Genomic DNA, 23,050 nt, shown 5'->3' with positions numbered 1-23,050 from the left:
GCGAGGCCGGGGCTCCGGTGGCGGCAGACAAGCTCACCGGGCGAACGGCTCCACCATCATCGCCGCCGCCCGCAGCCACGCCTGCCGGGTCTCCGGCTGGAGTTGGTGGTACTCGATCGACGACCCGGTCTCCAAGGCCGGGTCGTACGGCACGACGGCCACCCCACGGGTCCGGGTGGCGAAGTGCCGCTCCAGGTCGTCCTGGAGCGTCGAGCGACCCGGGGTCGGGCAGGAGATCAGGGTGATCGCGTTGTCCGCCAACTCGCCCATGCCCTCCTCGTGCAGCAGGTCGAGCATCCAGTCCGCGCTGAACGCCGCGTCCTCCCGGGGCACGGTGGTCACCACCAACTGGTCGGCGGCCTGCATCACCGTGCGCCAGTTGGGGCTCTCCACGTTGTTGCCGGTGTCCACACAGACCACGTCGTGGGTACGCCGCAGCAACTCCAGCACACGGCGGACGGTGAACTGGTCCAGTCGCTGGGCGAAGCGCGGGCTCTCCTCGCCGGCCAGCACGTCGTACGAACCGTCGGAGGCGTGCCGCAGGTAGTCGTCCAGCCGGTCCAGCAGGGTCGCGCCCTCCAGGATCTCGATCTGGGCCAGTTCGCTGACCAGGTGCCGGATCGTCCGGGCGTGCCGGGCGCTGCCGGCGCGCAGGCCGAGGGTGCCGCGCAGCTCGTTGTCGTCCCAGGCCAGCACGCCCTTGCCGCGGACGCTGCCGACCGTCGCCGCGGCGAGCACGGTGGCGGTCGTCTTGTGCACCCCGCCCTTGGGGTTGGCGAAGGCGAACACCCGGGGCGTGCCCAGGTCCCGCTGGAGCACCCCGTTGGCGCGCTCCTGCTCCGGGTCGACGGCCGGTGGGCGCCACTCGATCCGGGCCGGGTAGGCACGTTCGGCGACCGCCGAGCCGACCGCCGGGGCGGGTGGCGGCGGGACCGGCGCGGCGACCGGCGGCGCGGGTGGCGGTGGGACCGGCAGTGCGGGCGGCGGGGCGACGGGCGAGGGCGGGGCCGTTGGGTAGCCGGTCTCCGGCTGGTAGCCGGTCTCCAGCAGGGCGTACCGCGACTCCACCGGCGGGTCTCCCGGTCGGTAGCCATTGTCCAGCAACGCGTAGCGCGACGGGACCGGGTCGGGACCGCGTGCCGGCGGCTCGGGATCGGCCCGGTACGTCGGCTCGGCCCGGTAGTCCGGCTCGGCCGGATAGTCCGGCTCGGCCCGATAACCCGGCGTGGCGGGGTAGCCGGGCTCAGCGCGGTAGCCCGGCTCGGCCCGGTACGCCGGCTCAGCGCGGTAGCCCGGCTCGGCCCGGTACGCCGGCTCAGCGCGGTAGCCCGGCTCGGCCCGGTACGCCGGCTCCGCCCGATAGTCCGGCTCGGCCCGGTACGCGGGTTCAGCCCGGTAGGCGGGGTCAGCCCGATAGTCCGGCTCGGCCCGGTAACCGGGTTCGGCCCGGTAGGCGGGGTCGACCCGGTAGGTCGCCTCGGCCCGGTAACCGGGCTCGGCGCCGTACGACAAATCGGCCGGATGCCCGATGGCGGGTGCCCGCCCGGCGTAGCCGTTGGGGGCGGCACGCCGTGGCAGCGGGTCCGGCGGCGGCTCATCGGCGCGCCGTTCCGGCTCGGTCTGCTCCGCGCCGCGACCGCCCAGCCGGGCACGGTCCAACAACGCGCGCCACCGCGGCGCTGGTTCGGCCGGCCGGCCCCAGCCGGTCTCACTGCCCTCCACGGCCCGCCCTCCCAGCGCCATCGATCTCCGTCTGACAGGCTACGAACCCAACCCTATTCGGACCACACCTCAGAACGCACACCAGCCGGGGCAGATCACGACGACGGTGCCGGCGACGGCGGCTCGGCGAGGGTGGCGTCCGGCGAGGTGGTGACGCTCGGCGGCGTCGACTCGGTGGGCTCCGACGTCGACGGTTCGGGTGACGGAATCGTCACGGCTGGTGCGGGTTCCGACGATTCGCCCACGGAGGCCGACGGCGCCGGTGCGCTGACCGGTGGCGCGGGCCGCTCGGACTGGGTCGGCGCGGGGCTCGTCCCGGTGTCGGCCGGCGGGCGCACCACGTCGACCTGCTCGGGCAGCGGCGGCGTGAAGACCGTGCGGTCCAGCCGGTACACCTCGGGGGCGGGGTCGACCGCCCGCACGTCCGGCCGGGCCGCGACGCCGCGCAGCGCCACCGGCGTCGCGCGCACCACCGCCGCGTAGACGCAGGCGCAGCCGGTGCGGTACGCGGCCGCCTCGGCGGCGGCCACCTCGGCGCCGCTGGCGTACTGCTCCCGCAACTCCCGCTCGCCCACCCCGTCGCCGTCGACCGCGGCGGCCCTGGCCCGGTAGTCGGCGGCCTCGGTCTCCTTGCGGGCCGCCACCTGTGCCATCCCGGCGACCACGTCGTCCGGCACCCGCTGCGCGGGGATCTTGACGATCTCGGTCTGCCGGCCGGGCAGCGGAACCCGCCCGAAGACGGTCGAGACCCCGACGTCGCCGAGCACCGTCGCCAGCCGCTGTGGAGGCAGGTACGCCTCGAGCGTGACCAGCGCGTACGTCCCGCCCTCGGCGGCCGGGGCGGACGCGGGCAGCGCGGCCAGGTCGGCCGCGGCCGACCGCAGGTAGCCGGGGACGGAGTCGCCGTCGGTAACGCCGACCCGGGTCACCTCGCCGACCGTCCGGTCGCCGACCGGAGTGTCGTCGACGGCCCAGACGGCGGTGCCCAGCACCGCCGCCGCGGAGAGCACGGCGGCCCAGCTGAGCACCCCGGAGCGCGCCGACCGGTCGCCCAGCCGGGCCACGGCCCGGGTCAGCGGCGGCAGCAGCCGTTGGTCCAGCTGCCGCAGCAGGTTGCCGGCGCGCACGGGCGGGATCCCCTCTGTGGATCGGTGTCGGGCGGTCGCCGCTCAGTCACGCAGGATCTGGAGCGCACGGTCCAGGTCGTCAGGGTAGTCGCTGACGAACCGGACCTCGTCCCCCGTTCGGGGGTGCAGAAAGCTCAGTTCGCGGGCGTGCAGCCACTGTCGGGCCAGGCCGAGACGAGCCGAGAGGGTGGGATCTGCGCCGTAGGTGAGGTCACCCACACAGGGGTGCCGCAGGGTGGAGAAGTGCACCCGGATCTGGTGGGTCCGGCCGGTCTCCAGCCGGACGTCGACCAGGCTCGCCGCCGGGAACGCCTCCAGGGTGTCGTAGTGGGTGATGCTCGGCTTGCCGCCGGAGACCACCGCCCACCGATAGTCGTGGGTGGGGTGCCGGTCGATCGGTGCGTCGACGGTGCCCCGCAGCGGGTCCAGGTGGCCCTGCACCACCGCGTGGTAACCCTTGTCGACCTCGCGGTACTTGAAGGCCCGCTTCAACGCCGTGTACGCCTGCTCGCTCTTGGCCACCACCATGATTCCGGTGGTGCCCACGTCGAGCCGGTGCACCACGCCCTGCCGCTCGGCGGCGCCGCTGGTGGAGATGCGGTGCCCGATCGCGGCGAGCGCGCCGATCACCGTCGGCCCGGTCCACCCCGGGCTGGGGTGCGCGGCCACCCCCACCGGCTTGTCGACCACGACGATGTCGTCGTCGGCGTAGACCACCCGCAGGCCGGGCACCGCCTGCGGCACCACGGTCGGCGGCGCGACCGGGGCGGGCAGCGTGACCTCCAGCCAGGAGCCGGCCTTGACCTTGTGCGAGTTGGGCCGGGCGGAGCCGTCGACAAGCGCGTCCCCGGCGTCGACCAGGGCTGCGGCGGCGGTGCGGGAGAGCCCGAACAGGCGGGACACGGCCTGGTCCAGGCGCATGCCGTCGAGGCCGTCCGGAACCGGAAGGGAACGGTGGTCGCCGCCAGCGGCGAACGCGGAGGTCATGCCCGCTCCCGCTGCTCGGCGCCCGACGCGGCGTCCGTCGTGGCCGGGTCGCCGTCGCGCCCCGCCCGCCGGCCGTCACGCTGGCGGCCGGTCAGCTCCAACAGGACGGCCAGCAGCACGCCGCAGACCAGCGAGCTGTCGGCCAGGTTGAACACCGGCCAAACCTGACCGTACGGGTCAAAGAGGCTGATCATGTCGACCACGTGCCCGTGGAAGGGGGACGGCGCCCGGAAGATCCGGTCGACGAGGTTGCCCAACGCACCGCCCAGCACCAGGCCGAGGGAGATCGCCCAGGGCAGCGAGCGCAGGCGCAGTGCCATCCAGACGATCCAGCCGACCACCCCGATGGTGATCAGCGGGAAGACCCAGGTGTGGTCGGCGCCGATGCTCCAGGCCGCGCCGCTGTTGCGGGTCAGGCTCAGGTAGACGAACCCGCCGAGCAGCCGGACCGGCTCCCGGTCGGTCAGCGCGGCCAGCGCGAGGTGCTTGGTGACCAGGTCGGCCAGCAGGGCCACCAGGGCGACTCCGGCAAGAATCGCGACGGCCCGGGGCCGGCGGGTGCCGCCGCCCGGGTCGGTGCGGCCGGGTTCGGCGGACGGTGCTGCGGTCATGCGCTCCCCATCGACAGTCTCGGCGGTGATCGCTCACCGTCTCATCGCCGCCGGGGAACGGACCTCAGCGCCGCTCCTCCAGCTGCTTGCACGTCACACACTGGGTGGCCGACGGGAAGGCGGCGAGGCGCTCGACCGGGATCGGGTTGCCGCACCGCTCGCACCAGCCGTAACCACCCTCGTCGAGGCGCTCCAGAGCGCGCTCCACCTGCGTGATCCGTTCCAGAATGCTGTTGGCGAGAGAGATCTCCTGCTCCCGCTCGAGCGTCTTGGTGCCCGTGTCGGCCTGGTCGTCCCCGGCCGAGTCGGTCAGCCGATCGCGCTGCAGCTCGGTGATCTCACTCAGCGTCTGATCGTACTCGGCACGAAGCTCGTCCCGTCGCGCCGCCAGCGCCGCCCGGATCTTCTCGGTCTCCGCCGTGCTGCGGGTGGCCTTGGCCACCGGCTTCCGCCCGGCGGTCCTGGTGTCGGCTGGCTTCGCCATGGGTCGCTCCCTCGGCCGGGGAACCGCGCGGTCCGCGGCGCCTGGTCAGGGGGCGCCGACCAGGGCGTCCCCTACGTACGAAAAGGGGCGCACGGCGACGATGGCCGCGCACTCCGGAGGTTGGCAAGAATACGGAACGTACAGGCGTCCGACAACGTGCCGCACCGTCGCACCGTCTAACAGCCCCTAGCCCTGCCTAACTGGGGCAAAGGAGACGCTAGCAGATCAACTGACCACCTCATCCCCGTACTCACCAAACCATCGGGCCAGACGACCCCGCCGACTGACCGCCCGCAACCGCCGTTCCGCGGCGTCCCGCACCCCGGCGGTCGCCACGATCAGCAGACTGTCGCCGGTCTTCAACCGGGTGTCCGGTGCGGGCACGAAGCCGACGCCGTCGCGCAGCACCAGGGTCACCGACGCGCCCAGCGGAAGCCGCAGCTCGTCCACGTGCACGCCCGCCAACCGCGAGCCCGTCGGCACCTCCACCTGGAGCAGGTCCGCCCGCATCCGCTCCAGCGGAGCGGTCTCCACATGGATCTCGGTGGCCTCGGCCGGCGCGGTCACCCGCAACCGGCGGGCGAACGGTCCCAGCGTCCCGGTCTGCACCAACGTGAAGATCACCACCAGCACGAAGACCACGTCGAAGAGCCGCTCCGCGCCGGGCACCCGTTCGGAGAGCGGAATGGTGGCCAGCACGATCGGCACCGCCCCCCGCAGCCCGGCCCAGGACAGGAACGCCTGTTCTCGAAGACCGACCCGGAACGGCGACGCCGAGACGGCCACCGACAGCGGCCGGGCCAGCAGCACCAGCGCCAGCCCGGCGACCACCGCGGGCAGCACCGCCGCGCCCAGCCGGCCCGGTGAGGCCAGCAACCCGAGCAGCACGAACAACCCGATCTGGGCCAGCCAGGCCAACCCGTCCGCGAACCCGAGAATCGCCTGCCGGTGCGACAGGCGGGCATTGCCCAGCAGCACCCCGGCCACGTAGACGGCGAGGAAGCCCGAGGCGTGCAGCACCGCTCCCGCGGCGTACGCCAGCACGGTGATGCCCACCGCGGCGATCGGGTAGAGCCCGGCCGAGGGCAGCGCGGCCCGGCGCAGCGCCCAGGTGCCGGCAACGCCGGCGGCCACCCCCACCGCCGCACCGACGCCCAACTCGTAGCAGACCAGCGCGACCTCGTACCACCACGGGTGCGACAGGCCCTGGTGGGACAGCAGCACCACCAGCAGCACCACCGGGGCGTCGTTCATCCCCGACTCGGCCTCCAGCGTCGCCACCAGCCGGGGCGGCAACCGCAGCCGGCGCAGGGTGGCGAAGACGGCAGCCGCGTCGGTGGACGAGAGCACCGCGCCGTAGAGCAGCGCCAGCCGCCAGTCCAGCCCCAGCAGCAGGTGCACGGCGACGCCGACCACCACGATGCTGACCACCACGCCGACCGTGGAGAGGGCGGAGGCCAGCCCGAGCACCGGGCGCAGCGTGCTCCACCGGGCGGTGAGGCCGCCCTCCGCGATGATCACGATCAGCGCGCAGAAGCCGAGGGTCCGGGTCAGCTCGACGTCGTCGAACCGGATGCCCAGCCCGCCCTCGCCGATCGCCACGCCCAACGCCAGGTAGACCAGGAGGCTGGGCACGCCGAGCCGGGTGGAGAGCCGCACCGCGCCAACCGCGACCAGCAGCACCGCCGCCCCGAGCAGCAGCGCGATGTCCAACCCGGGCGTCACGGCTGCCTGGCCTGGGCTGTCCTCACTCGGCGGATCCGTCGCGCAGCCGGCGCAGCACCTCGGGCACCTCCGGGTCGGGCCGATCGACGAGGAAGAGCTTGTCCCGGCTGGCCGCGCCGGGCTTCACCCGTACCGCCACGGTGAGCGTGTCCTGGGCGGGCACCGGCGCCGCTTCAGATCGGCCGGGCGTCGGCGAGGAGGGCGGTCGCCGGCGCGCAGTGCGCGCACGGAGTGAAGCCGAGCTCCACGGCCTCGGCGACCGGCAACGTCTCGGGCTGCCAGCCATCCAGATGGGGGCAGTTGTCGAGGTGGTAGCGGGGGCGGCCGTCGACGACCTCGACCGCGTCGAGCAGTCGGGCCACCCGGGCCGCCTCGGCGGCGGTGATCTGCTGGACGGCCGGCTCGTCGACCGCCGAGACCGCGGGGTTGAACCCGTCGTCGGTCGACGCCGCCAGCGGCGACGCCGGGCTGACCGGCCGGGCGCGCGAGGACGCCCCGTCCGCCGCGGTCACGAACGGCGACGCCTCATCGACGCGCGGGTCGAACGGCGACGCCTCATCGACGCGCGGGTCGAACGGCGACGCCTCGTCGACGCGCGGGGGGTCGAACGGCGACGCCTCATCCACGCGCGGGTCGAACGGCGACGCCTCATCGATCGGCGGCACCTGGTCGATCGGCGGCACCTGGTCGACCGGCGGCGCGGGTGGTTGCCGCCACCCGGTGCCGCCGGTACCAAACGTCGTGGGCATGTGCTGCACCGGCATCTCCGGCGCGACCAGCGGCGGCCCGTACGCGACACCCGGCGTGGCCTGGCTGGCCGTGCGGGGTGCGTCGGGGTGCCGCCGGTCGGGCCGGCCCGGATCCGCCATGGCGCGGTTGGCGGCTGCCTGGCGGGCGCCCACCACCAACGCCACGGCGGCCAGCAGACTGGCCGCGATGGAGATGACCAACAAGAAGCTGGAGCCACCGGCCAGGCCGAGCACCAGTAGCACCACCGCGACGAGGATGAGCAGAAGACTTGCGACTATCACGGCTCACCCCCGCCGCGTCGAACCGTCCAGGCAGAGCCGGCGACCGTCACCATTGGCGGAGAGCGATCGCCGGCCGGTGCTCAGCGGCCGGCTTCGAGGGCGCCGGAGCGCCCGCCGCCGCCGTACGAACCAGCGAGACCCGCGGCGGCCAGCCCGTTGCCGCCGGCAACCCGGCCGGCTTCGGAACGGGTCATCTCGGCCTCAAGGCCCTGGCCACGACCGTCGAGGTCACGCAGCTGGCTCTCCAGGTACGCCTTGAGCCGGGTGCGGTACTCGCGCTCGAACTGCTTGAGCTCCTCGATGTGCTTCTGCAACGCCGTGCGCTTGGCGTCCAGGCCGCCCATGGCCTCCTGGTGCCGCTGGCGGGCGTCCCGCTCAAGGGCGTCAGCCTTCGCGCGCGCCTCCCGGGTCACCTCCTCGGCCTTGCTGCGAGCCTCGGACAGCAGCTGGTCGGCCTCGCGGCGAGCGTCGGACACGTGGTCGTCCGCGGTGCGCTGGGCCATCATCAGCACGCGCAGGGCCTGCTGCTCACCGTCACCGGTGACGCCGCCGGCCGGGCCGCCGGTCGCGCGGACCTGCTCCAGCTCGGCCTGCATCGCGCGGGCAGCCTGCTCGGCCGCCGACTTGTCGCGCTGCACCCGGTCCAGTTGGGCCTTGACGTCGTTGAGCTCCGCCGCCAGTCGGGCGTCGCCGCCGGGGCCTGCGGGGGCACCGCCACGGCCGCCGCGCTCCACCTGGGCGCGCAGCTCGTTGTTCTCCTCGATGAGACGGGCGAGCTCGCGCTCGACCTCATCAAGGAAGGCGTCGACCTCCTCCTCGTCATACCCCCGCTTGCCGATCGGCGGCTTTTTGAAGGCGACGTTGTGGACGTCGGCCGGGGTCAGCGGCATCGAAACTCCTCGGGTCAGTTGCGGCCGCGAAAGCGCGTCGGTCATCAGGCAGATGCCCTGATCGACGGCCCTAACACGAACTCCATCAGCACGAACAGGATAACCAGGAGCACAAGGGAGGCCAGGTCGATGCTCACGGTACCAATTCGCAGCGGAGGGATCACACGCCTCAACGCGTTGAGAGGGGGATCAGTGACGCTCCACACGGATTCCAATCCTGCCGATGCTCCACGCCCCGGTTGCCAGCGACGGCCGTACTGCAGGACGGCGCTCAACACGAACCGGGACAGAAGAAGGAGCAGGAAGACATAAAGGATCAGGTACAGCACTTGCAGTAAGATCGACAACACGGTCAGCGACGTCCCTCGGGTCGGGCGGGATCAACTCAGACTGAAAAAGCCGCCCTCAGCGATCTTGGCTTTGTCCTCAGCGGTGACCTGGACGTTAGCCGGTGAGAGCAGGAACACCCGATTGGTCACGCGCTCGATCGTACCGCGCAGGCCGAACGCCAGCCCGGCGGCGAAGTCCACCAGACGGCGGGCATCGGCCTCATCCATCTCGGTGAGATTGATGATCACCGGGACCCCGTCGCGGAAGTGCTCGCCGATGGTGCGCGCCTCCCGGTAGGTGGTGGGGTGCAGCGTGGTGATCTGGTAACGCTGCTCCTCCTCGGGCAGGGCCCGCTCACGCGACGTGACCTGCGGCGCGAGGGCGAGGTTGTCCCGCGTGTGGTAGGTCAGCGCGCCGGAGGTCTCGCCCGCCGACGACCGGGTGATCGACCGTACGCTGGACCGCTCGATCCGCTCTGGACGCTCACCGTCACCGCGCTCGGACTCGCTCAACCGCCCGCTCGACCGCTCGGAGAGTCGACCCCGCCCGCTGTCGCGCGGCCGGGGAGCCGGCGGCTCCTCGGTGTCGTCCTCGTCGTCGTCGGCGAACTCCTCGGCGTACCGGCTCTGCCGGTACCGCGAGTCGCGGTAGCCACCCTTGTCGTAGCCACCGTCGTCGTAGGCCCGCTCGTCGTCTTCTTCGACCAGACCGAGCCAGACCCCCGCCTTGCGCAGTGCACCCATCCCGCGCCCTTCCGTCCGCCGTGCGGCACGCGCCCCCGTGCCATGTCGCCCGTCGCGAGTGGACAACCATGCCCATCCGACCGGAACGGCAATCCCCCCGGCGCGCGATTCGCGTCGCGCGCCACGACCCCCGACTAGGAGACGCCGCCCCTGAAACAACACTGATGTAATTTGCTTGTCTCGCGGTCAGGCTACCGCAGCGTGGGACGCATTCCGAGCAACGCGCTACCGACGCGGACATGTGTCGCGCCGTAACGGATCGCGATTTCGAAATCTCCGCTCATACCGGCGGACAACGCGGTGGCTCCCGGATGGACGACCCGAAACGCGTCGGCGACCTCCGCGAGCCGGGCGAATGCCCGCTCCGGCTCCCACCCCAGCGGAGCGACCGCCATGAGACCGACCAGACGCAGCCCTGGCGCGTCGGCCACCGCCTCGGCCACCGGCTCCAACCCGGCGCCCGGATCCGCCGAATCGGGCAGTGCCCCACCCCGGACCGCATCGCCGTCGATGCTCACCTGAACCAGAGCGTCCAGCGGCTCCTGCCGGTCGGCGGTGGCGGTGGCCAGCGCCCGGGCCAGCCGGACACTGTCGACGGAGTGCACCACGTCGGCGTAGCGGACCACCGAGCGGGCCTTGTTGCGCTGCAACTGCCCGATGAAGTGCCAGCGGGGACGCACCCCGGCGGCAGCCACCTCGGCGGCCTTGCCGGACGCCTCCTGGTCGCGGTTCTCCCCCATGTCGGTCACCCCGAGCCCGGCCAGCGCCAACACGTCGCTGGCCGGGTAGGTCTTCGTCACCGCGATCATCGTGACTTCGGCGGGGTCCCGACCGGCCTGCGCACAGGCGTCGTCGACCCGGGACCGCACCTGGGCCAGACCGGCCGCGAGTTCGGCGTGCCGATCCGGTCGTACGGTGGCTGAGCTGTCGGTCATCGGCGGTGCTCAGGACCCGTTCTTGAGGAAGTCGGGAACGTCCACGTCGTCGAAGAGCACGCGACGCGGCGACTGGGCCGGAGCCGGGTTGGTGGCCGGCGCCGGCACCGGGGTGCTCTGCGGTGCCGGCTGGTTGGTGTTGGTCTTGCGGGTCGGCTCGGCCGCCTTGTACGCGGGCGTGCCGCCGTCGAAGCCCGCCGCGATGACCGTCACCCGCACCTCGTCACCGAGCGCGTCGTCGATGACCGCGCCGAAGATGATGTTGGCGTCCGGGTGGGCCGCGTCGGTGACCAGTTGGGCGGCATCGTTGATCTCGAACAGGCCCAGGTCGGAGCCGCCGGCGATGGAGAGCAGCACGCCCCGCGCGCCGTCCATGCTCTGCTCCAGCAGCGGGCTGGAGATGGCCGCCTCGGCCGCCTCGACCGCGCGGTTCTCACCGCGGGCGCTGCCGATGCCCATCAACGCGCTGCCGGCGCCGCTCATCACGCTCTTGACGTCGGCGAAGTCCAGGTTGATCAGACCCGGGGTGGTGATCAGGTCGGTAATGCCCTGCACACCGGAGAGCAGCACCTGGTCGGCGGTGCGGAACGCGTCCATCATGCTGATGTTGCGGTCGCCAAGGGCCAGCAGCCGGTCGTTCGGGATGACGATCAGCGTGTCGCACTGGTTGCGGAGTTCGTCTATTCCCGACTCGGCCTGCACCTGGCGGCGCTTGCCCTCGAAGGAGAACGGCCGCGTCACCACGCCGATGGTCAGCGCGCCGAGCTTGCGGGCGATGTTGGCCACCACGGGCGCGCCGCCGGTGCCGGTGCCGCCGCCCTCGCCGCAGGTCACGAAGACCATGTCGGCGCCCTTGAGCACCTCCTCGATCTCGTCGCGGTGGTCCTCGGCGGCGTTCTTCCCGACGTCCGGGTTGGCCCCGGCCCCCAGGCCACGGGTCAGCTCCCGGCCGACGTCGAGCTTGACGTCGGCGTCGCTCATCAGCAGCGCCTGAGCGTCGGTGTTGATCGCGATGAACTCGACGCCCTTGAGCCCAACCTCGATCATCCGGTTGACGGCGTTGACGCCGCCACCCCCGATGCCGACGACCTTGATGACCGCCAGGTAGTTGTGCGGAGGTGTCATCTCCGGTCCTTTCCTTCGAGATTGGCTTCGGCCGACCGGGTACGGCGTGGCCAGCCAGCGGCCGACGACAGCTGTCACCAGCGAGAATCAGGGGTGAACCCTAACCCTCTACTAGAGGCTTACAGTTATGTCAACCACTGATCCTCTTCGGGGCAACGTAAGCGCCACCGCCCGATGAGCCAAGGACCCGGGCGGCGTGTCGCCGAGCGGAGCGCGACGGGTCACGTCCCGCGCGCTCGCCGGTCAACGAAAGGTCACCACATCCGGCGCGCTCACGTCGATCCGGTCGGTGTCCTCGTCGAGCAGCGCGGTGGCCACCCGGGCCTTGTCCGCGCTCCGGGTCGCATCGCCCCAGACCACCGTCCGATCCCCCCGCAACCGCAGGCTGATCCGGGCCAGCCCCTCCACGTTCACGTCCACCAACTGCGCGCGCAGCTGCGGCGTCAGCGCGACGAGCACCTCCAGCCCGGACCGGGTGCCCGGATCGTCGGCGGCCGGTTGGCCCACCGTCACCTGCGGCAGCTCGGCGGGGCGTCGCTGCACCGTCCGGAACGCCACCCCACTCCGGTCGATCAGGGCGAACGCCTCCCCCTGCGGCACCACCGCCACCGCGGTCCGCTCGGTCACCCGCACCACCAACGCGCCGGGCCAGTCCCGGGCAACAGTGGCCCGCTCCACCGCCGGCAGCTCGCCGACCCGGCGGGCGGCGGCGGCCAGGTCCACCCGGGCCAGCGGCACCCCGTCCGGAACGCCGACGGCGTCGCGCACCTGCACCGGAGTGACCAGGCCGGCACCCTCCACCCGTACCTCACGAAGGCCGAACAGGCCGGTGCCGAGCACGGTCCAGGCAACCAGCCCGGCCAGGGCGAGGACCCCGGCGGCCACCGCCCACGGCAGCGCCGCCCGCATCCGACGCTGCCGGGCTCGGGCCATGAACCGGCGGGTCGAGGGCGGTACCGCGTCGCGGCCCGCCCGGACCAGCTGCCACCGCCGGGCCGGACCCCGACGCGGGGCGCCACCGTCGGCGGCGCTGGTCCGCCCGCGGGCCGGGCCGGGACTCATCCGGCGTTGGGTGCCGAGCCGGGCACGGCGGTGCCACCGAGAGCCGCGCCGTCACCGCCGGAGGTGGCCCCACCCGGCACCGGGTCGCCGACCGCCGGGGTGGTGGCCACCGGGTCGACGGTCGCGGTCGGTGCCGAGCCGGCCGTACGCTCAGCCAGGGCGGCCAGCAGCTCGTCGCCCATCAGCGAGATCGGCGGGGCGCCCATGGTCACCACCACGTCCCCGGAGCGGGCCCGACGGGCCACCTCGACCGGCGCCTGCTCCCACGACTCCACGAAGACCTTGCGGTCGGCGGGCAGCTCCACCGCCGCGATCAGCGCCGCCGAGCCCTCGCCGGGCTGACGCAACTCGCCCGGCCCGAAGACCTCCAACAGCACCACCTCGTCGGCGATGGCCAGCGCCGCCGCGATCTCCGCCTGGTTGTCGCGGGTGCGGTACATCCGGTACGGCTGGAAGACGACGATCAGGCGGCCGTCCCCGGCGACCTCGCGCAGCGTCTGCATCGCCAACGTCATCGAGGTCGGGTGGTAGGCGTACTCGTCGTAGACCAGCACCCCGTCCGCGACGCCCTTGCGCTCGAAGCGCCGTCGCACCCCGGGGAAGACCGCCAGCGCGGCCTCCGCCGCCTCCAGCGGCAACTCCAGCAGGTACGCGGTGAGCACCGCGGCGGCGCTGTTCAGTCCCATGTGCCGCCCCGGCACCGGCAGCCGGAACTCGCCCAGCGACCGGCCGTCGATGGCGGCCAGGTAGCGCACCCCACGCGCGGAGGAGACCATCTCGGTCAACCGCAGGTCGGCGTCGGCCGCCTCGCCGTAGGTGAACACCCGTCGTCCCTCGGACCGCAGGCTCTCGGCCAGCCGCCGCCCGCCCGGGTCGTCGGCGCAGGTGATGATGAACCCGTCCGGGTCGGTGAGGCGGGCGAACTCCACGAACGCCGCCTCCAGCGTCGCGTAGTCGCCGTAGGTGTTCAGGTGGTCCGCCTCGACGTTCGTGATGATCGAGACGTACGGGCGGTAGATGAGGAACGAGCGGTCGCTCTCGTCCGCCTCCACCACGAAGTGCTCGCCGGTGCCGTGGTGGGCGCCCGAACCGACCTCGGAGATCTCCCCGCCGATCACGAAGGACGGGTCCACACCGGCCTGCTGAAGCACCATCGTCACCATCGAGGTGGTGGTGGTCTTGCCGTGCGTGCCGGCGACGGCCACCGCCCGACGGCCGGTCATCGCCGCGGCGAGCGCCTCCGAACGGTGCAGCACCCGCAGGCCGCGCCGACGCGCCTCGACCAGCTCCAAGTGGTCCTGTGGAATGGCCGAGGAGTAGACGACGGTGTCCACCCCGTCGAGGTTGGTCACCTCGTGGCTGAGGTGGATGGTGCCGCCGAGCGCCCGCAGGCCCGCCAGCGACGGCCACTCCCGCAGGTCGCTGCCGGAGACCCGGATGCCGCGGGTGAGCAGCAGCCGGGCCACCCCGAGCATGCCCACCCCACCCACGCCGATCAGGTGGACGGCGCCCAGGTCCTCGGCGGTGAGCGTGCCGGCCGGCGTGAACTGCGCGGTCATCGGACCACCGCCGCCAGCACGAAGGAGCGCAGCGCCTCGTCACCGTCGCGCCGGCCGTACGCCCCGGCGGCGGCGCCCATCGTGTAGAGCCGCTGCGGGTCGCGGATGAGCGGGATGACGGTGCGCTCCAGCCAGTCCGGGGTGAGTTCCGCGTCGTCGACCAGCAGCCCGCCGCCGGCCTCCACCACGGGCAGGGCGTTGCGCCGCTGCTCCTGGTTGCTGTGCGGGTACGGCACGTAGATCGTGGGCAGCCCGATCGCGGCGACCTCGGCGACGGTCATCGCCCCGCCCCGGGCGAGCATCAGGTCGGCGGCGGCGTAGCCCAGCTCCATCTCGGACAGGTACGGCAGCGTCACGTACGGCACCGGCAGGTCGGTGGGGATCGGCACCGGCTCGTTGCGGGCGCCCATCACGTGCAGCACCTGCACGCCGTTGCGGGCCAGTTCCTTGGCCGCCCCGGAGACGGCCAGGTTGATCGAGCGGGCGCCGGACGAGCCGCCGGAGACGAACAGCACCGGCAGGTCCGGGCGGAGCCCGAAGTGGGCGCGGGCGGCGTTGCGCAACGCCGGCCGGTCCAGACTGGTGATGGCCCGGCGCAGCGGCACCCCGACAACTGTGGCGTCCCGCAGCGACTCGGCCTGGCTCGGCTGGTTCGGGAAGCCGACCGCGATGTTCTTGGTGAACTTCATGCCGAGCCGGTTGGCCACGCCCGGGGGCACGTTGACCTCGTGGATGACCATGGGCAGCTCACGACGCCACGCGGCCAGGTAGGCCGGCACCGAGACGTACCCGCCGAAGCCGACGACCACGTCTGCGCGCACCTCGTCGATCACCTTGCCCGCGGCGCGCGCCGCGGTCCACATCCGGCCGGGGGTGCGGACCAGGTTCATGTTGACCGACCGGGGCAGCTGGTACGCCGGAATCTGCCGCAGGTCGTAGCCCTGCGGCGGGATCAGGTCGTTCTCCATGCCCCGGGGTGTGCCGAGGCAGGTGATCCGGACGCCCGGGTCGTCTCGGCGCAGGCAGTCGGCGAAGGCGAGCAGCGGGTAGACGTGCCCCCCGGTGCCACCTCCCGCGAGCACCACCGAACGCAGCGGACCCATCAGCGTCTCCTCTCGCTCGCCGTACCCCCGCGGCTCCGGTCCTGTCGGACCCCGCGCGGTGCGGCCTGGTCGTCATGGCGCCGCTCACGGGACCGGGGCACGGACCCTCGGCCAGCGGGCGGCGTCGCCGGTCGGCGACGCCGGCCGGGAAGCGGCGGCAACGGGGCCCAGAGTAGTCGGACCCACCGGGCCGGCGGACGGGCATGCAGTGCTCTGGCCGCATCGGGTTCGGCGCGGGCGAAGGACGCCAGCATGCCGATGCCGGCCAACGTCACCACCAGGGCACTTCCGCCGTCGGAGATGAACGGCAGCGGCAGGCCGGTGATCGGCAGCAGCCCGACCACCCCACCGATGTTGATCACAGCCTGGCTGACCAGCCAGGTGGTCACGGCGGTGGCGGCGAGCCGGCGGAACGGGTCGTCGACCCGCCGGGCGATCCGGAACCCGGTGTACGCGAGGACGGCGAACAGGCTGAGCACCACCACGCACCCGATCACGCCCAACTCCTCGGAGATGATCGCGAAGATGAAGTCGTTGTGCGCCTCGGGCAGCCAGTCCCACTTCAGGCTGCCCTTGCCCAGCCCGACACCGAACCAGCCGCCGTGCTCGATGGCCAGCCGACCCTGGTAGAACTGGAGACAGCCGTCGAGTTTGCAGGTCTCCGGGTCCGGCGGGTTGAAGAACATGGCCAGCCGGGCGAAGCGGTAGTTGTCCTCGCCGCGCTCGCCGGAGCCGGCACCCAGCGAGGCCACCGCGACGAGCAGGCCGATCCCGACCAGACCGGCCGCCGCCAGGGCGCCGAAGACCCGCATCCGCACACCGGCGGCCCAGAGCAGGCCCACGACCAGGGCCAGCAGACAGAGCATCGTCCCCGTGTCGTTGTAGCCGACCAGGACGAAGAGCAGGCCCATCACCGGGAAGAGCGGGGTGGCCAGCTCGCGCCACCACCCCAGCGCGGCACCCTTGCGGGCGATCAGGTGCGCACCCCAGAGCACGAGCGCGAACTTGGCCAACTCGGAGGGCTGTAGCTGGATACCGCCGATGAACAGCCAGTTCAGCCGCGCCTCGATCGGGCCGATCTGCCCTGATTTCTGGCTGGTCAGCCGGGCGTACGCGAGCAGCAGGTTGAGCACCAGCAGCAGCGCGATCGAGGTGAACAGCAGCGGCCGGCCCACCGACCGGTAGGTGCTGGCCGGCAGGCGCTGGCAGACCCAGAACGCGCCGATGCCGATCACCGCGAAGATGGCCTGCTTGGTCACCGAGGCCGAGGCGTTGCCGTCCTCGGCGTAGTCCTTCACGCTGGTCGCCGAGAAGACCATGGTCAGCCCGATCAACAACAGCAGGCCGGCGCAGGACAGCAGCAGGTAGTAGGAGGTCAGCGGCCGGTCCAGCAGGCCGCGCAGCGCGGCGAGCCCGCCGGCCGCGTCGATACCGCGCAGCGGCGCGGCCGCCGCCGGTTCCGCCGCACGCGCCGCCGCGCCCGGTTCCGCCCCCCGCGCCGCCACGCCCGGTTCCGCCCCGCGCGCGTCGTCCGCCGACGCAACCGACGATGCGGTACGCGTCACGCGACGGCCGCCGGGCGCGCTCCGCCCGCCAGCCCTGCCCTCAGTGCCGATGTCCTCCCCCACCCCGACATCATCACCGCTGAACACGCCCGAGACCCCCAGAACGCCCTTCCGGGCGTGTCGCCCTTACGGATCAGGTCATGTTGGCGAGGAACTCGCTGTAGAACAGGCCCAGTGCGATGGCCACGCCGATACCCGCGATGATCCAGAAGCGCACCACGATGTTGACCTCGCTCCAGCCGGCCAGCTCGAAATGGTGCTGGAGCGGAGACATCCGGAACACCCGTTTACCGGTGGTCTTGAAGGAGATGATCTGGATCACCACGGACATCGTGATGATCACGAAGAGCCCGCCGATGATCGGCAGCAGCAGGATGGTGCGGGTGGACATCGCCATGCCGGCGATCAGACCGCCCAGCCCCAGCGCCCCGGTGTCGCCCATGAAGATCCGAGCCGGGGACGTGTTCCACCACAGGAAGCCCACACAGGCCCCGGCCGCCGCCCCGGCTATCAGCGCGATCTCCAACGGGTCGCGGACCTCGTAGCAGTACGGCTGCTTGTAGCTCGGGTCGGCGCACCAGTGCCGGTACTGCCAGAACGCGATCAGCGCGTACGCGGCGAGCACCATCACCGACGCGCCGGTGGCCAGACCGTCCAGGCCGTCGGTGAGGTTGACGCCGTTCGTCGCGGCCATCACCACGAAGATGAAGATGATCACCGCGCCGACCTTGCTGACCTCCAGGAAGTCGATGTCCCGGATGAAGCTCAGCGTGGTACTGCCCACCGTCTCGGTGTTTGTCGCCTGGCCCGAACCGTTTGTCATCGTGCTCGGGAACCACAGCGCGATCACCCCGAACACCGCGCCGACCAGGATCTGCCCGAGCAACTTGCCGCGCTTGTTCAGCCCGGCGCTGTTGCGCTTGCGCACCTTCAGGAAGTCGTCGAGGAAACCCACCGCGCCGGAGAACACCATCAGCCCCAGCAGCACCAGCGCGGTGATGGTCGGCTCCACCTGGGCGATCTGCTGGTCCGGCAGGGTGGTCAGGGCGAGGTGCCCGGCCACGTACGCGATCACCGTGGCCAGGATGAAGACCACGCCGCCCATGGTGGGCGTGCCCTTCTTGCCCTGGTGCATGGCGGGGCCGTCGGACCGGATCGGCTGACCGGCCTTGAGCCGGGTGAACACCTTGATCGCGATCGGGGTGCAGAAGAGCGAGACGAGGAAGGCCACCCCGATGGCGACGATCACCGCCCTCATCGGGTCGGCTCCCCGTCGGCGTCGGCGCGCAGGGCGTCGGCCACCTCCCAGGTCCGGTACCGGGAACCCTTGACCAGGACGACATCACCCGGTCGCAGCTCGCTCCGCAGCACCTCGACGGCCGCCGCCTGATCGGTGAGCAGCACCGACTCTCCTCCCCAGTTCGCTACCGCTGTCGCGCCTTCGTGGATCGGCGCAGCCGGCTCACCCACCACGAGCAGCCGGTCGACACCCAACTCGGCCGCGAGTCGGCCGACCTCGGCGTGGCCGTCGTACTCGAACGGGCCCAGCTCGGCCATGTAACCAAGCACCGCGACGGTACGCCGCCCCTGACCCATGCTGGCCAGCGCCCGCACCGCGACCGCCATCGAGGCCGGATTGGCGTTGTACGAGTCGTCGATCACGGTCACCCCGTCGGGGCGATCGAAGACGTCCATCCGTCGGGTCGACACCAGCCCCAGCTCGCCGAGGGCCGTGGCCAGGTCGGCCAGCGGCATGCCCAGCTCCCGGGCGACCGCCGCCGCCGCGAGCGTGTTCCCGACCTGGTGACGGCCGGCCAGCCGGAGCCGCACCGGTGCGCGCCCCTCCGGGGTGACCAGGGTGTACGACGGGTGCCCCCGCTCGTCGAGCGTGACGTCCTCGGCGCGCACGTCGGCGTCGGGCGCCTCGCCGTAGCGGACCACCCGGGCCTGCGTACGGCTCGCCATCGCGTCCACCCGGGGGTCGTCGGCGTTCAGCACGGCCAGCCCGTCCGGCGACAGCGCCTCGACCAGCTCACCCTTGGCCAGGGCGATCGCCTCCTGCGAGCCGAACTCGCCGATGTGCGAGGTGCCGACGTTGAGCACCACGGAGATCCGGGGCGGCACCAGCTCGCACAGGTAACGGACGTGCCCGATCCCGCGCGCACCCTTCTCCATCACCAGGTAGCGGGTGTCCGGGTCGGCCTGCAGGGCGGTGTACGGGTGCCCCAGCTCGTTGTTGAACGAACCGGGTGGCGCCACCGTGGCCCCGAGCCGGGCGGTCAGCTGACCGATCAGGTCCTTCGTGGTGGTCTTGCCGGACGAGCCGGTGATGCCGATCACAGTCAACCCGGGCAGCCGGTCCACCGCAGCGCGGGCCAGCCGACCCATCGCGGTCAGCGCGTCGTCGACCAGCACCATCGGCACCCCGGGCACCTCGCGGCTGCCGAGCACCGCCACCGCGCCGGCCTGGATCGCGGTCGCCGCGTAGTCGTGCCCGTCGACCTTCTCCCCCGGGAAGGCCACGAACAGCGAACCGGGCCCCACCTTGCGTGAGTCGAACTCCACCGAACCGGTGACGGTGGCGGCCGGGTCGGCGGCCACCAGCCGCCCGTCGACCGCGGCGGCCACCTCGGCGAGGCTCAGCGCGATCACCGCTGACCCGCCAGGTCCCCGAAGCGGGCCCGCAGCGCCTCGGCCAACTCGACGCTGTCGTCGAACGGCAACACCTGGCCCGCCACCTCCTGGCCGCGCTCGTGCCCCTTGCCGAGCAGCGCGATCACGTCGCCCGGCTCGGCCAGCCGAACCGCCTCGTCGATCGCGGCGCGGCGGCCGGCCACCTCGATGATCCGAGCGGCCGTGCCGGCCCGGTACGCCCCGGCGAGCACCTCGGCGCGAATCTCCCCCGGGTCCTCGGTACGCGGGTTGTCGTCGGTCACCAGCACCACGTCGGCTCCCTCCGCGGCGGCGGCGCCCATCACCGGCCGCTTGCCCCGGTCCCGGTCCCCACCGGCACCGATCACACAGATCAGTCGGCCGGCGCTCAACTCGCGCAGGGCGGCCAGCGCGGCCACGATCGCGTCCGACTTGTGCGCGTAGTCGACCACCCCGCGCACCGGTGCGGCCACGTCGATCAGCTCCAGCCGGCCCGGTACGCCCCCGCAGGCGGCCACCCCGGCGGCCGCGGTCGCCGGGTCCACCCCGGCACCGACCAGCGCGGCGATGGCCAGCAGCGCGTTGGCCACGTTGTGCCGGCCGGGCAGCGCCACACCGGCGGAGAGGGCCACGCCGTTCGGGCCGTGCGCGGTGAACCGCTGGGCGTACCCCTCACCGCCCACCTCGTCGGCCCACCAGGTGGCGCCCTGGTCACCGGCCGCCGAGTAGGTGACGGTGCTCGGCTTGAGCAGCGGCTTCAACGCCGGGTCGTCGTGGTTGAGCACCTCGACCGCGCAGCGGCCGTCGAAGAGCTGGGCCTTCGCGGCGAAGTAGTCGTCGCTGTCGGCGTGGAAGTCCAGGTGGTCGGAGCCGAAGTTGGTGTAACCGCCGACGGCGAACCGCACCCCGCCCACCCGGCCCATGGCCAGCGCGTGGCTGGAGACCTCCATGACCACGGCGGTGACCCCACGCTCGCGGGCGGTGGCCAACATGGCGTGCAGGTCGGTCGCCTCGGGGGTGGTGCGCACACTGTCGATCACCAGGTCACCGAGCCGGGTCTCCACCGTGCCGACCAGCCCGGTGGTGTGCCCGGCGGCCCGCAGCCCCGACTCGATCAGGTACGCGGTGGACGTCTTGCCCGCGGTGCCGGTCACCCCGATCACGGTGAGATCGGCGGTCGGGTCGCCGTACACGGCCGAGGCCAGCTCGCCGAGCACGGCGCGCGGGTCGGGCACCACCAGGGCGGGCAGACCGGTTCCCGCCGCCAACTCCGCACCGGCCGGGTCGGTCAGCAACGCCACCGCACCCGCCTCGGCGGCGCCGGCGGCGAACTCCGCGCCGTGCCGCCGGGCACCGGGCAGCGCCGCGTACAGGTCGCCGGGGCGAACCTCCTGGCTGGCGTGGGTGACCCCGGAGACGACCACCGCGGCGGCGTCCGCCGGAAGGTCGACGGCGAGTCGGACGGCGAGATCACCGAGCCGGACTCCGGTCACGGTACGTGGACGTGGATTGCCGGGCACGGCGTCAGACCCTACCCGGTCGTCCGGTTCCGGCCGCACAGCCGCCCCGGTGGTTCGTCGGCACTCACCGATGATGTCCCGCCATCGCTGCTCAGCGCGGATAGACCACGAACTTGGGCGCGGATCCACCGACGGACGGCGGTACGCGGTAGTGACGCAGAGTGAACTGCATCATGTCCCGGAACGCCGGCCCGGCGATCGCCGTGCCCCCGCCGCTTGGCGCGTACACGAAGACGGCGATCACGTACCGGGGGTTCTCGGCGGGGGCCATGCCGATGAAGGAGGACACCTCGCCGGGCTGCTTCTTGCCGTTGACCAGCCGCCATCCGGTGCCGGTCTTACCCGCGACCCGGTAGCCGGGCACCGCGGCGGTCAGGCCGGTGGCGTGATCGACAGTGGTGACCGCCTCCAGCATGGTGCGCAGGGCCGCCGCGTTCTGCGGGCTGAGCACCGACCGGGTCACCGGGGCCGGCGCGGGGGTGCGCTTGCCGTCCGGGGAGATCACCTCCTTGACCAGGTGCGGCTGCACGTACGTGCCGTTGTTGGCGATGGCGGCGTACGCGGCAGCCATCTGCAACGGGGTGGCGTCGACGCTGTGCCCGATCGGCACCGAGCCTTCCGACGACTCACTCCACTCGTCGGCCGGCAGCAGTCGCCCGCTGGCCTCCCCGGGCATCCCCTCGCCGGTGGGCTTACCCAGCCCGAACCGCTTCTGGTAGTCGATCAGCCGGTCCCGGCCGAGCCGGTCGGCGATGGTGATGGTGCCGACGTTGGACGAGTAGGCGAGCATGCCCGGGATGCTCATCCGCTTGCCGTCGGCGGGGTGCGTGTCGGAGAACCAGGTGTCACCCTTCTTGATGCTGTTGGCGATGGGCAGGGTGGTGTCCGGCGTGATCACCCCCTCCTGCAGCGCCGCGCCATAGGTGATCGCCTTGTGCACCGAGCCGGGGTCGACCACGAAGCTGGTCGCCGCGTCCTCCCGGGCGACCGGGTCGCTGGGCACCGGCTTCGCCGCGTTGTACGTGGGGTTGCTGGCCTGGGCCAGCACCGCGCCGGAGGGAACCTCCATGACCACCGCCGCGCCGGTGCCGCCCGGCACCTGGGCCATGCCTGCGCTGAGGATCTGCTGCGTGCGGAACTGCAGGTCACGGACGATGGTGAGGGCGAGCGAGCTGCCCGGCTTGGCGAGCGTGGTCCGGCTGTAGCCACCCGGGATCGGCGCGCCGAGGTCACCGAGGCCGGCCTCGTACACCCGCTTGCCGTCCTGACCGGCGAGCACGTCGTCGTAGCGCGCCTCCAGCCCCTCCAACCCGTCCATGTCCTGGCTGGTGAAGCCGATCAGGTTGGCGGCCAGATCACCGCCGGGCACCTCACGGCGCTCGTCGCGGTGCACCCCGATGCCGGGCAGCTCCAGCGCCTGCACCCGCTCGGCGGTCGGGATCTCCACTCCCCGGGCCAGGTAGGCGAACGTGGAGTCGATGCCGTTCGCCAGCTTGCGCGGCTTCATCAACTCCATCAGCTTCGACACCGGGATGCCGAGCAGCGGGGAGAGCGCCTTCGCGGTGCCCGCCCGGTCCTCCACCTCGGTCGGGTCGGCGTACACGTACCGCGCCTCGACGCTGCGGGCCAGCGGCGCGCCGGTGCTGTCGTAGATCGCGCCCCGCGGCGCCGGCAGCTCGACGGTGCGGAGTCGGTCGGCGATGCCGCCCCCGGCGTACGCCGGAGCGTCGACCGTCTGGAGGAAGATCAGCCGGATCCCGATGACGGCGAACAGGGTCAGGGCGAGCACGGTGCCGAGCCGCAGCCGCAGCCGCGAGTCGGCCAGCTTCGGCGGGCGTCGTGGCTTCCGGATCGGCCGTCGGGCCACCGGTCGGTCGGC

Annotated in this window: 20 protein-coding genes and 2 pseudogenes; all 22 read right to left on the bottom strand. The window is 72.6% G+C overall.

The window, feature by feature from the left end; all coding sequences use genetic code 11:
- Nucleotides 1-33 precede the first annotated feature (33 nt).
- Nucleotides 34-1,743 carry an AAA family ATPase gene (locus tag ABZU52_RS12345; RefSeq protein WP_354971132.1) on the bottom strand — a complete coding sequence of 570 codons (1,710 nt, stop codon included), beginning with the start codon at nucleotides 1,741-1,743 and terminating at the stop codon, nucleotides 34-36.
- Nucleotides 1,744-1,817: 74 nt separating this feature from the next.
- On the bottom strand, nucleotides 1,818-2,849 hold the full coding sequence (locus ABZU52_RS12340) for a hypothetical protein (RefSeq protein WP_354971131.1): 1,032 nt from the start codon (nucleotides 2,847-2,849) through the stop codon (nucleotides 1,818-1,820).
- A 42-nt stretch (nucleotides 2,850-2,891) separates the two neighbouring features.
- On the bottom strand, nucleotides 2,892-3,836 hold the full coding sequence (locus ABZU52_RS12335; RefSeq protein ID WP_354971130.1) for an RluA family pseudouridine synthase: 945 nt from the start codon (nucleotides 3,834-3,836) through the stop codon (nucleotides 2,892-2,894).
- Complete coding sequence (gene lspA / locus ABZU52_RS12330) at nucleotides 3,833-4,447, bottom strand: signal peptidase II (RefSeq protein ID WP_354971129.1); 615 nt, start codon at nucleotides 4,445-4,447, stop codon at nucleotides 3,833-3,835. The genes ABZU52_RS12335 and lspA overlap by 4 nt, the downstream gene beginning before the upstream one ends.
- A gap of 64 nt (nucleotides 4,448-4,511) precedes the next feature.
- A complete protein-coding gene (locus ABZU52_RS12325) occupies nucleotides 4,512-4,931 on the bottom strand; it encodes a TraR/DksA C4-type zinc finger protein (RefSeq protein WP_124770807.1) in 420 nt (139 codons plus the stop codon).
- A 225-nt stretch (nucleotides 4,932-5,156) separates the two neighbouring features.
- Nucleotides 5,157-6,656, bottom strand: a complete 1,500-nt coding sequence (locus ABZU52_RS12320; RefSeq protein ID WP_354971128.1) for a potassium/proton antiporter — start codon at nucleotides 6,654-6,656, stop codon at nucleotides 5,157-5,159.
- A 22-nt stretch (nucleotides 6,657-6,678) separates the two neighbouring features.
- Nucleotides 6,679-6,819: a hypothetical protein gene (locus tag ABZU52_RS12315; RefSeq protein ID WP_354971127.1), complete on the bottom strand. Its 141-nt coding sequence runs from the start codon at nucleotides 6,817-6,819 to the stop codon at nucleotides 6,679-6,681.
- Between the two features lie 10 nt (nucleotides 6,820-6,829).
- A pseudogene (locus ABZU52_RS12310) lies at nucleotides 6,830-7,129 on the bottom strand (hypothetical protein); the annotation flags it as partial.
- Between the two features lie 213 nt (nucleotides 7,130-7,342).
- Nucleotides 7,343-7,687 (bottom strand): annotated as a pseudogene (locus ABZU52_RS12305) (hypothetical protein); the annotation flags it as partial.
- Nucleotides 7,688-7,767: 80 nt separating this feature from the next.
- Nucleotides 7,768-8,577, bottom strand: coding sequence for a DivIVA domain-containing protein (locus ABZU52_RS12300; RefSeq protein ID WP_036411965.1), 810 nt, complete (start codon nucleotides 8,575-8,577; stop codon nucleotides 7,768-7,770).
- A gap of 44 nt (nucleotides 8,578-8,621) precedes the next feature.
- Nucleotides 8,622-8,927: a YggT family protein gene (locus tag ABZU52_RS12295; RefSeq protein WP_030334503.1), complete on the bottom strand. Its 306-nt coding sequence runs from the start codon at nucleotides 8,925-8,927 to the stop codon at nucleotides 8,622-8,624.
- Nucleotides 8,928-8,957: 30 nt separating this feature from the next.
- Complete coding sequence (gene sepF / locus ABZU52_RS12290) at nucleotides 8,958-9,650, bottom strand: cell division protein SepF (protein ID WP_354971126.1); 693 nt, start codon at nucleotides 9,648-9,650, stop codon at nucleotides 8,958-8,960.
- 191 nt (nucleotides 9,651-9,841) lie between these two features.
- The gene (locus ABZU52_RS12285) at nucleotides 9,842-10,585 is read right to left on the bottom strand and encodes a YggS family pyridoxal phosphate-dependent enzyme (RefSeq protein ID WP_354971125.1); all 744 of its coding nucleotides are present in this window, start codon (nucleotides 10,583-10,585) and stop codon (nucleotides 9,842-9,844) included.
- Between the two features lie 9 nt (nucleotides 10,586-10,594).
- Nucleotides 10,595-11,710, bottom strand: a complete 1,116-nt coding sequence (ftsZ, locus tag ABZU52_RS12280; protein WP_088988414.1) for a cell division protein FtsZ — start codon at nucleotides 11,708-11,710, stop codon at nucleotides 10,595-10,597.
- A gap of 243 nt (nucleotides 11,711-11,953) precedes the next feature.
- Complete coding sequence (locus ABZU52_RS12275; RefSeq protein WP_354971124.1) at nucleotides 11,954-12,772, bottom strand: FtsQ-type POTRA domain-containing protein; 819 nt, start codon at nucleotides 12,770-12,772, stop codon at nucleotides 11,954-11,956.
- Complete coding sequence (gene murC, locus ABZU52_RS12270) at nucleotides 12,769-14,331, bottom strand: UDP-N-acetylmuramate--L-alanine ligase (protein ID WP_354971123.1); 1,563 nt, start codon at nucleotides 14,329-14,331, stop codon at nucleotides 12,769-12,771. The genes ABZU52_RS12275 and murC overlap by 4 nt, the downstream gene beginning before the upstream one ends.
- Nucleotides 14,328-15,434 (bottom strand): undecaprenyldiphospho-muramoylpentapeptide beta-N-acetylglucosaminyltransferase, encoded by a 1,107-nt coding sequence (murG, locus tag ABZU52_RS12265; RefSeq protein WP_354971122.1) that lies wholly within the window; start codon nucleotides 15,432-15,434, stop codon nucleotides 14,328-14,330. The genes murC and murG overlap by 4 nt, the downstream gene beginning before the upstream one ends.
- Nucleotides 15,434-16,873, bottom strand: coding sequence for a putative peptidoglycan glycosyltransferase FtsW (locus ABZU52_RS12260; protein WP_354971172.1), 1,440 nt, complete (start codon nucleotides 16,871-16,873; stop codon nucleotides 15,434-15,436). The genes murG and ABZU52_RS12260 overlap by 1 nt, the downstream gene beginning before the upstream one ends.
- Before the next feature lie 259 nt (nucleotides 16,874-17,132).
- Nucleotides 17,133-18,257, bottom strand: a complete 1,125-nt coding sequence (gene mraY / locus ABZU52_RS12255) for a phospho-N-acetylmuramoyl-pentapeptide-transferase (RefSeq protein WP_354971121.1) — start codon at nucleotides 18,255-18,257, stop codon at nucleotides 17,133-17,135.
- Nucleotides 18,254-19,651, bottom strand: a complete 1,398-nt coding sequence (murF, locus tag ABZU52_RS12250; protein ID WP_354971120.1) for a UDP-N-acetylmuramoyl-tripeptide--D-alanyl-D-alanine ligase — start codon at nucleotides 19,649-19,651, stop codon at nucleotides 18,254-18,256. The genes mraY and murF overlap by 4 nt, the downstream gene beginning before the upstream one ends.
- Nucleotides 19,648-21,210 carry a UDP-N-acetylmuramoyl-L-alanyl-D-glutamate--2,6-diaminopimelate ligase gene (locus tag ABZU52_RS12245; protein ID WP_354971119.1) on the bottom strand — a complete coding sequence of 521 codons (1,563 nt, stop codon included), beginning with the start codon at nucleotides 21,208-21,210 and terminating at the stop codon, nucleotides 19,648-19,650. Before ABZU52_RS12245 ends, murF begins: the two co-directional genes overlap by 4 nt.
- A gap of 52 nt (nucleotides 21,211-21,262) precedes the next feature.
- On the bottom strand, nucleotides 21,263-23,050 hold a 1,788-nt coding region (locus tag ABZU52_RS12240; RefSeq protein WP_354971118.1), incomplete at its 5' end, for a penicillin-binding protein 2.

This window comes from Micromonospora sp. NPDC005220 (assembly GCF_040607895.1).
Classification (GTDB): domain Bacteria; phylum Actinomycetota; class Actinomycetes; order Mycobacteriales; family Micromonosporaceae; genus Micromonospora.
This window is presented reverse-complemented; position numbering and strand designations above follow the sequence as displayed.

Bases quoted from the DNA above. Each gene is read 5' to 3' on its own strand.
- ABZU52_RS12345 (WP_354971132.1), bottom strand. From the start codon at position 1,743: ATGGCGCTGGGAGGGCGGGCCGTGGAGGGCAGTGAGACCGGCTGGGGC.
- ABZU52_RS12335 (WP_354971130.1), bottom strand. From the start codon at position 3,836: ATGACCTCCGCGTTCGCCGCTGGCGGCGACCACCGTTCCCTTCCGGTT.
- lspA (WP_354971129.1), bottom strand. From the start codon at position 4,447: ATGACCGCAGCACCGTCCGCCGAACCCGGCCGCACCGACCCGGGCGGC.
- ABZU52_RS12325 (WP_124770807.1), bottom strand. From the start codon at position 4,931: ATGGCGAAGCCAGCCGACACCAGGACCGCCGGGCGGAAGCCGGTGGCC.
- ABZU52_RS12300 (WP_036411965.1), bottom strand. From the start codon at position 8,577: ATGCCGCTGACCCCGGCCGACGTCCACAACGTCGCCTTCAAAAAGCCG.
- sepF (WP_354971126.1), bottom strand. From the start codon at position 9,650: ATGGGTGCACTGCGCAAGGCGGGGGTCTGGCTCGGTCTGGTCGAAGAA.
- ABZU52_RS12285 (WP_354971125.1), bottom strand. From the start codon at position 10,585: ATGACCGACAGCTCAGCCACCGTACGACCGGATCGGCACGCCGAACTC.
- ftsZ (WP_088988414.1), bottom strand. From the start codon at position 11,710: ATGACACCTCCGCACAACTACCTGGCGGTCATCAAGGTCGTCGGCATC.
- ABZU52_RS12275 (WP_354971124.1), bottom strand. From the start codon at position 12,772: ATGAGTCCCGGCCCGGCCCGCGGGCGGACCAGCGCCGCCGACGGTGGC.
- murC (WP_354971123.1), bottom strand. From the start codon at position 14,331: ATGACCGCGCAGTTCACGCCGGCCGGCACGCTCACCGCCGAGGACCTG.
- murG (WP_354971122.1), bottom strand. From the start codon at position 15,434: ATGGGTCCGCTGCGTTCGGTGGTGCTCGCGGGAGGTGGCACCGGGGGG.
- mraY (WP_354971121.1), bottom strand. From the start codon at position 18,257: ATGAGGGCGGTGATCGTCGCCATCGGGGTGGCCTTCCTCGTCTCGCTC.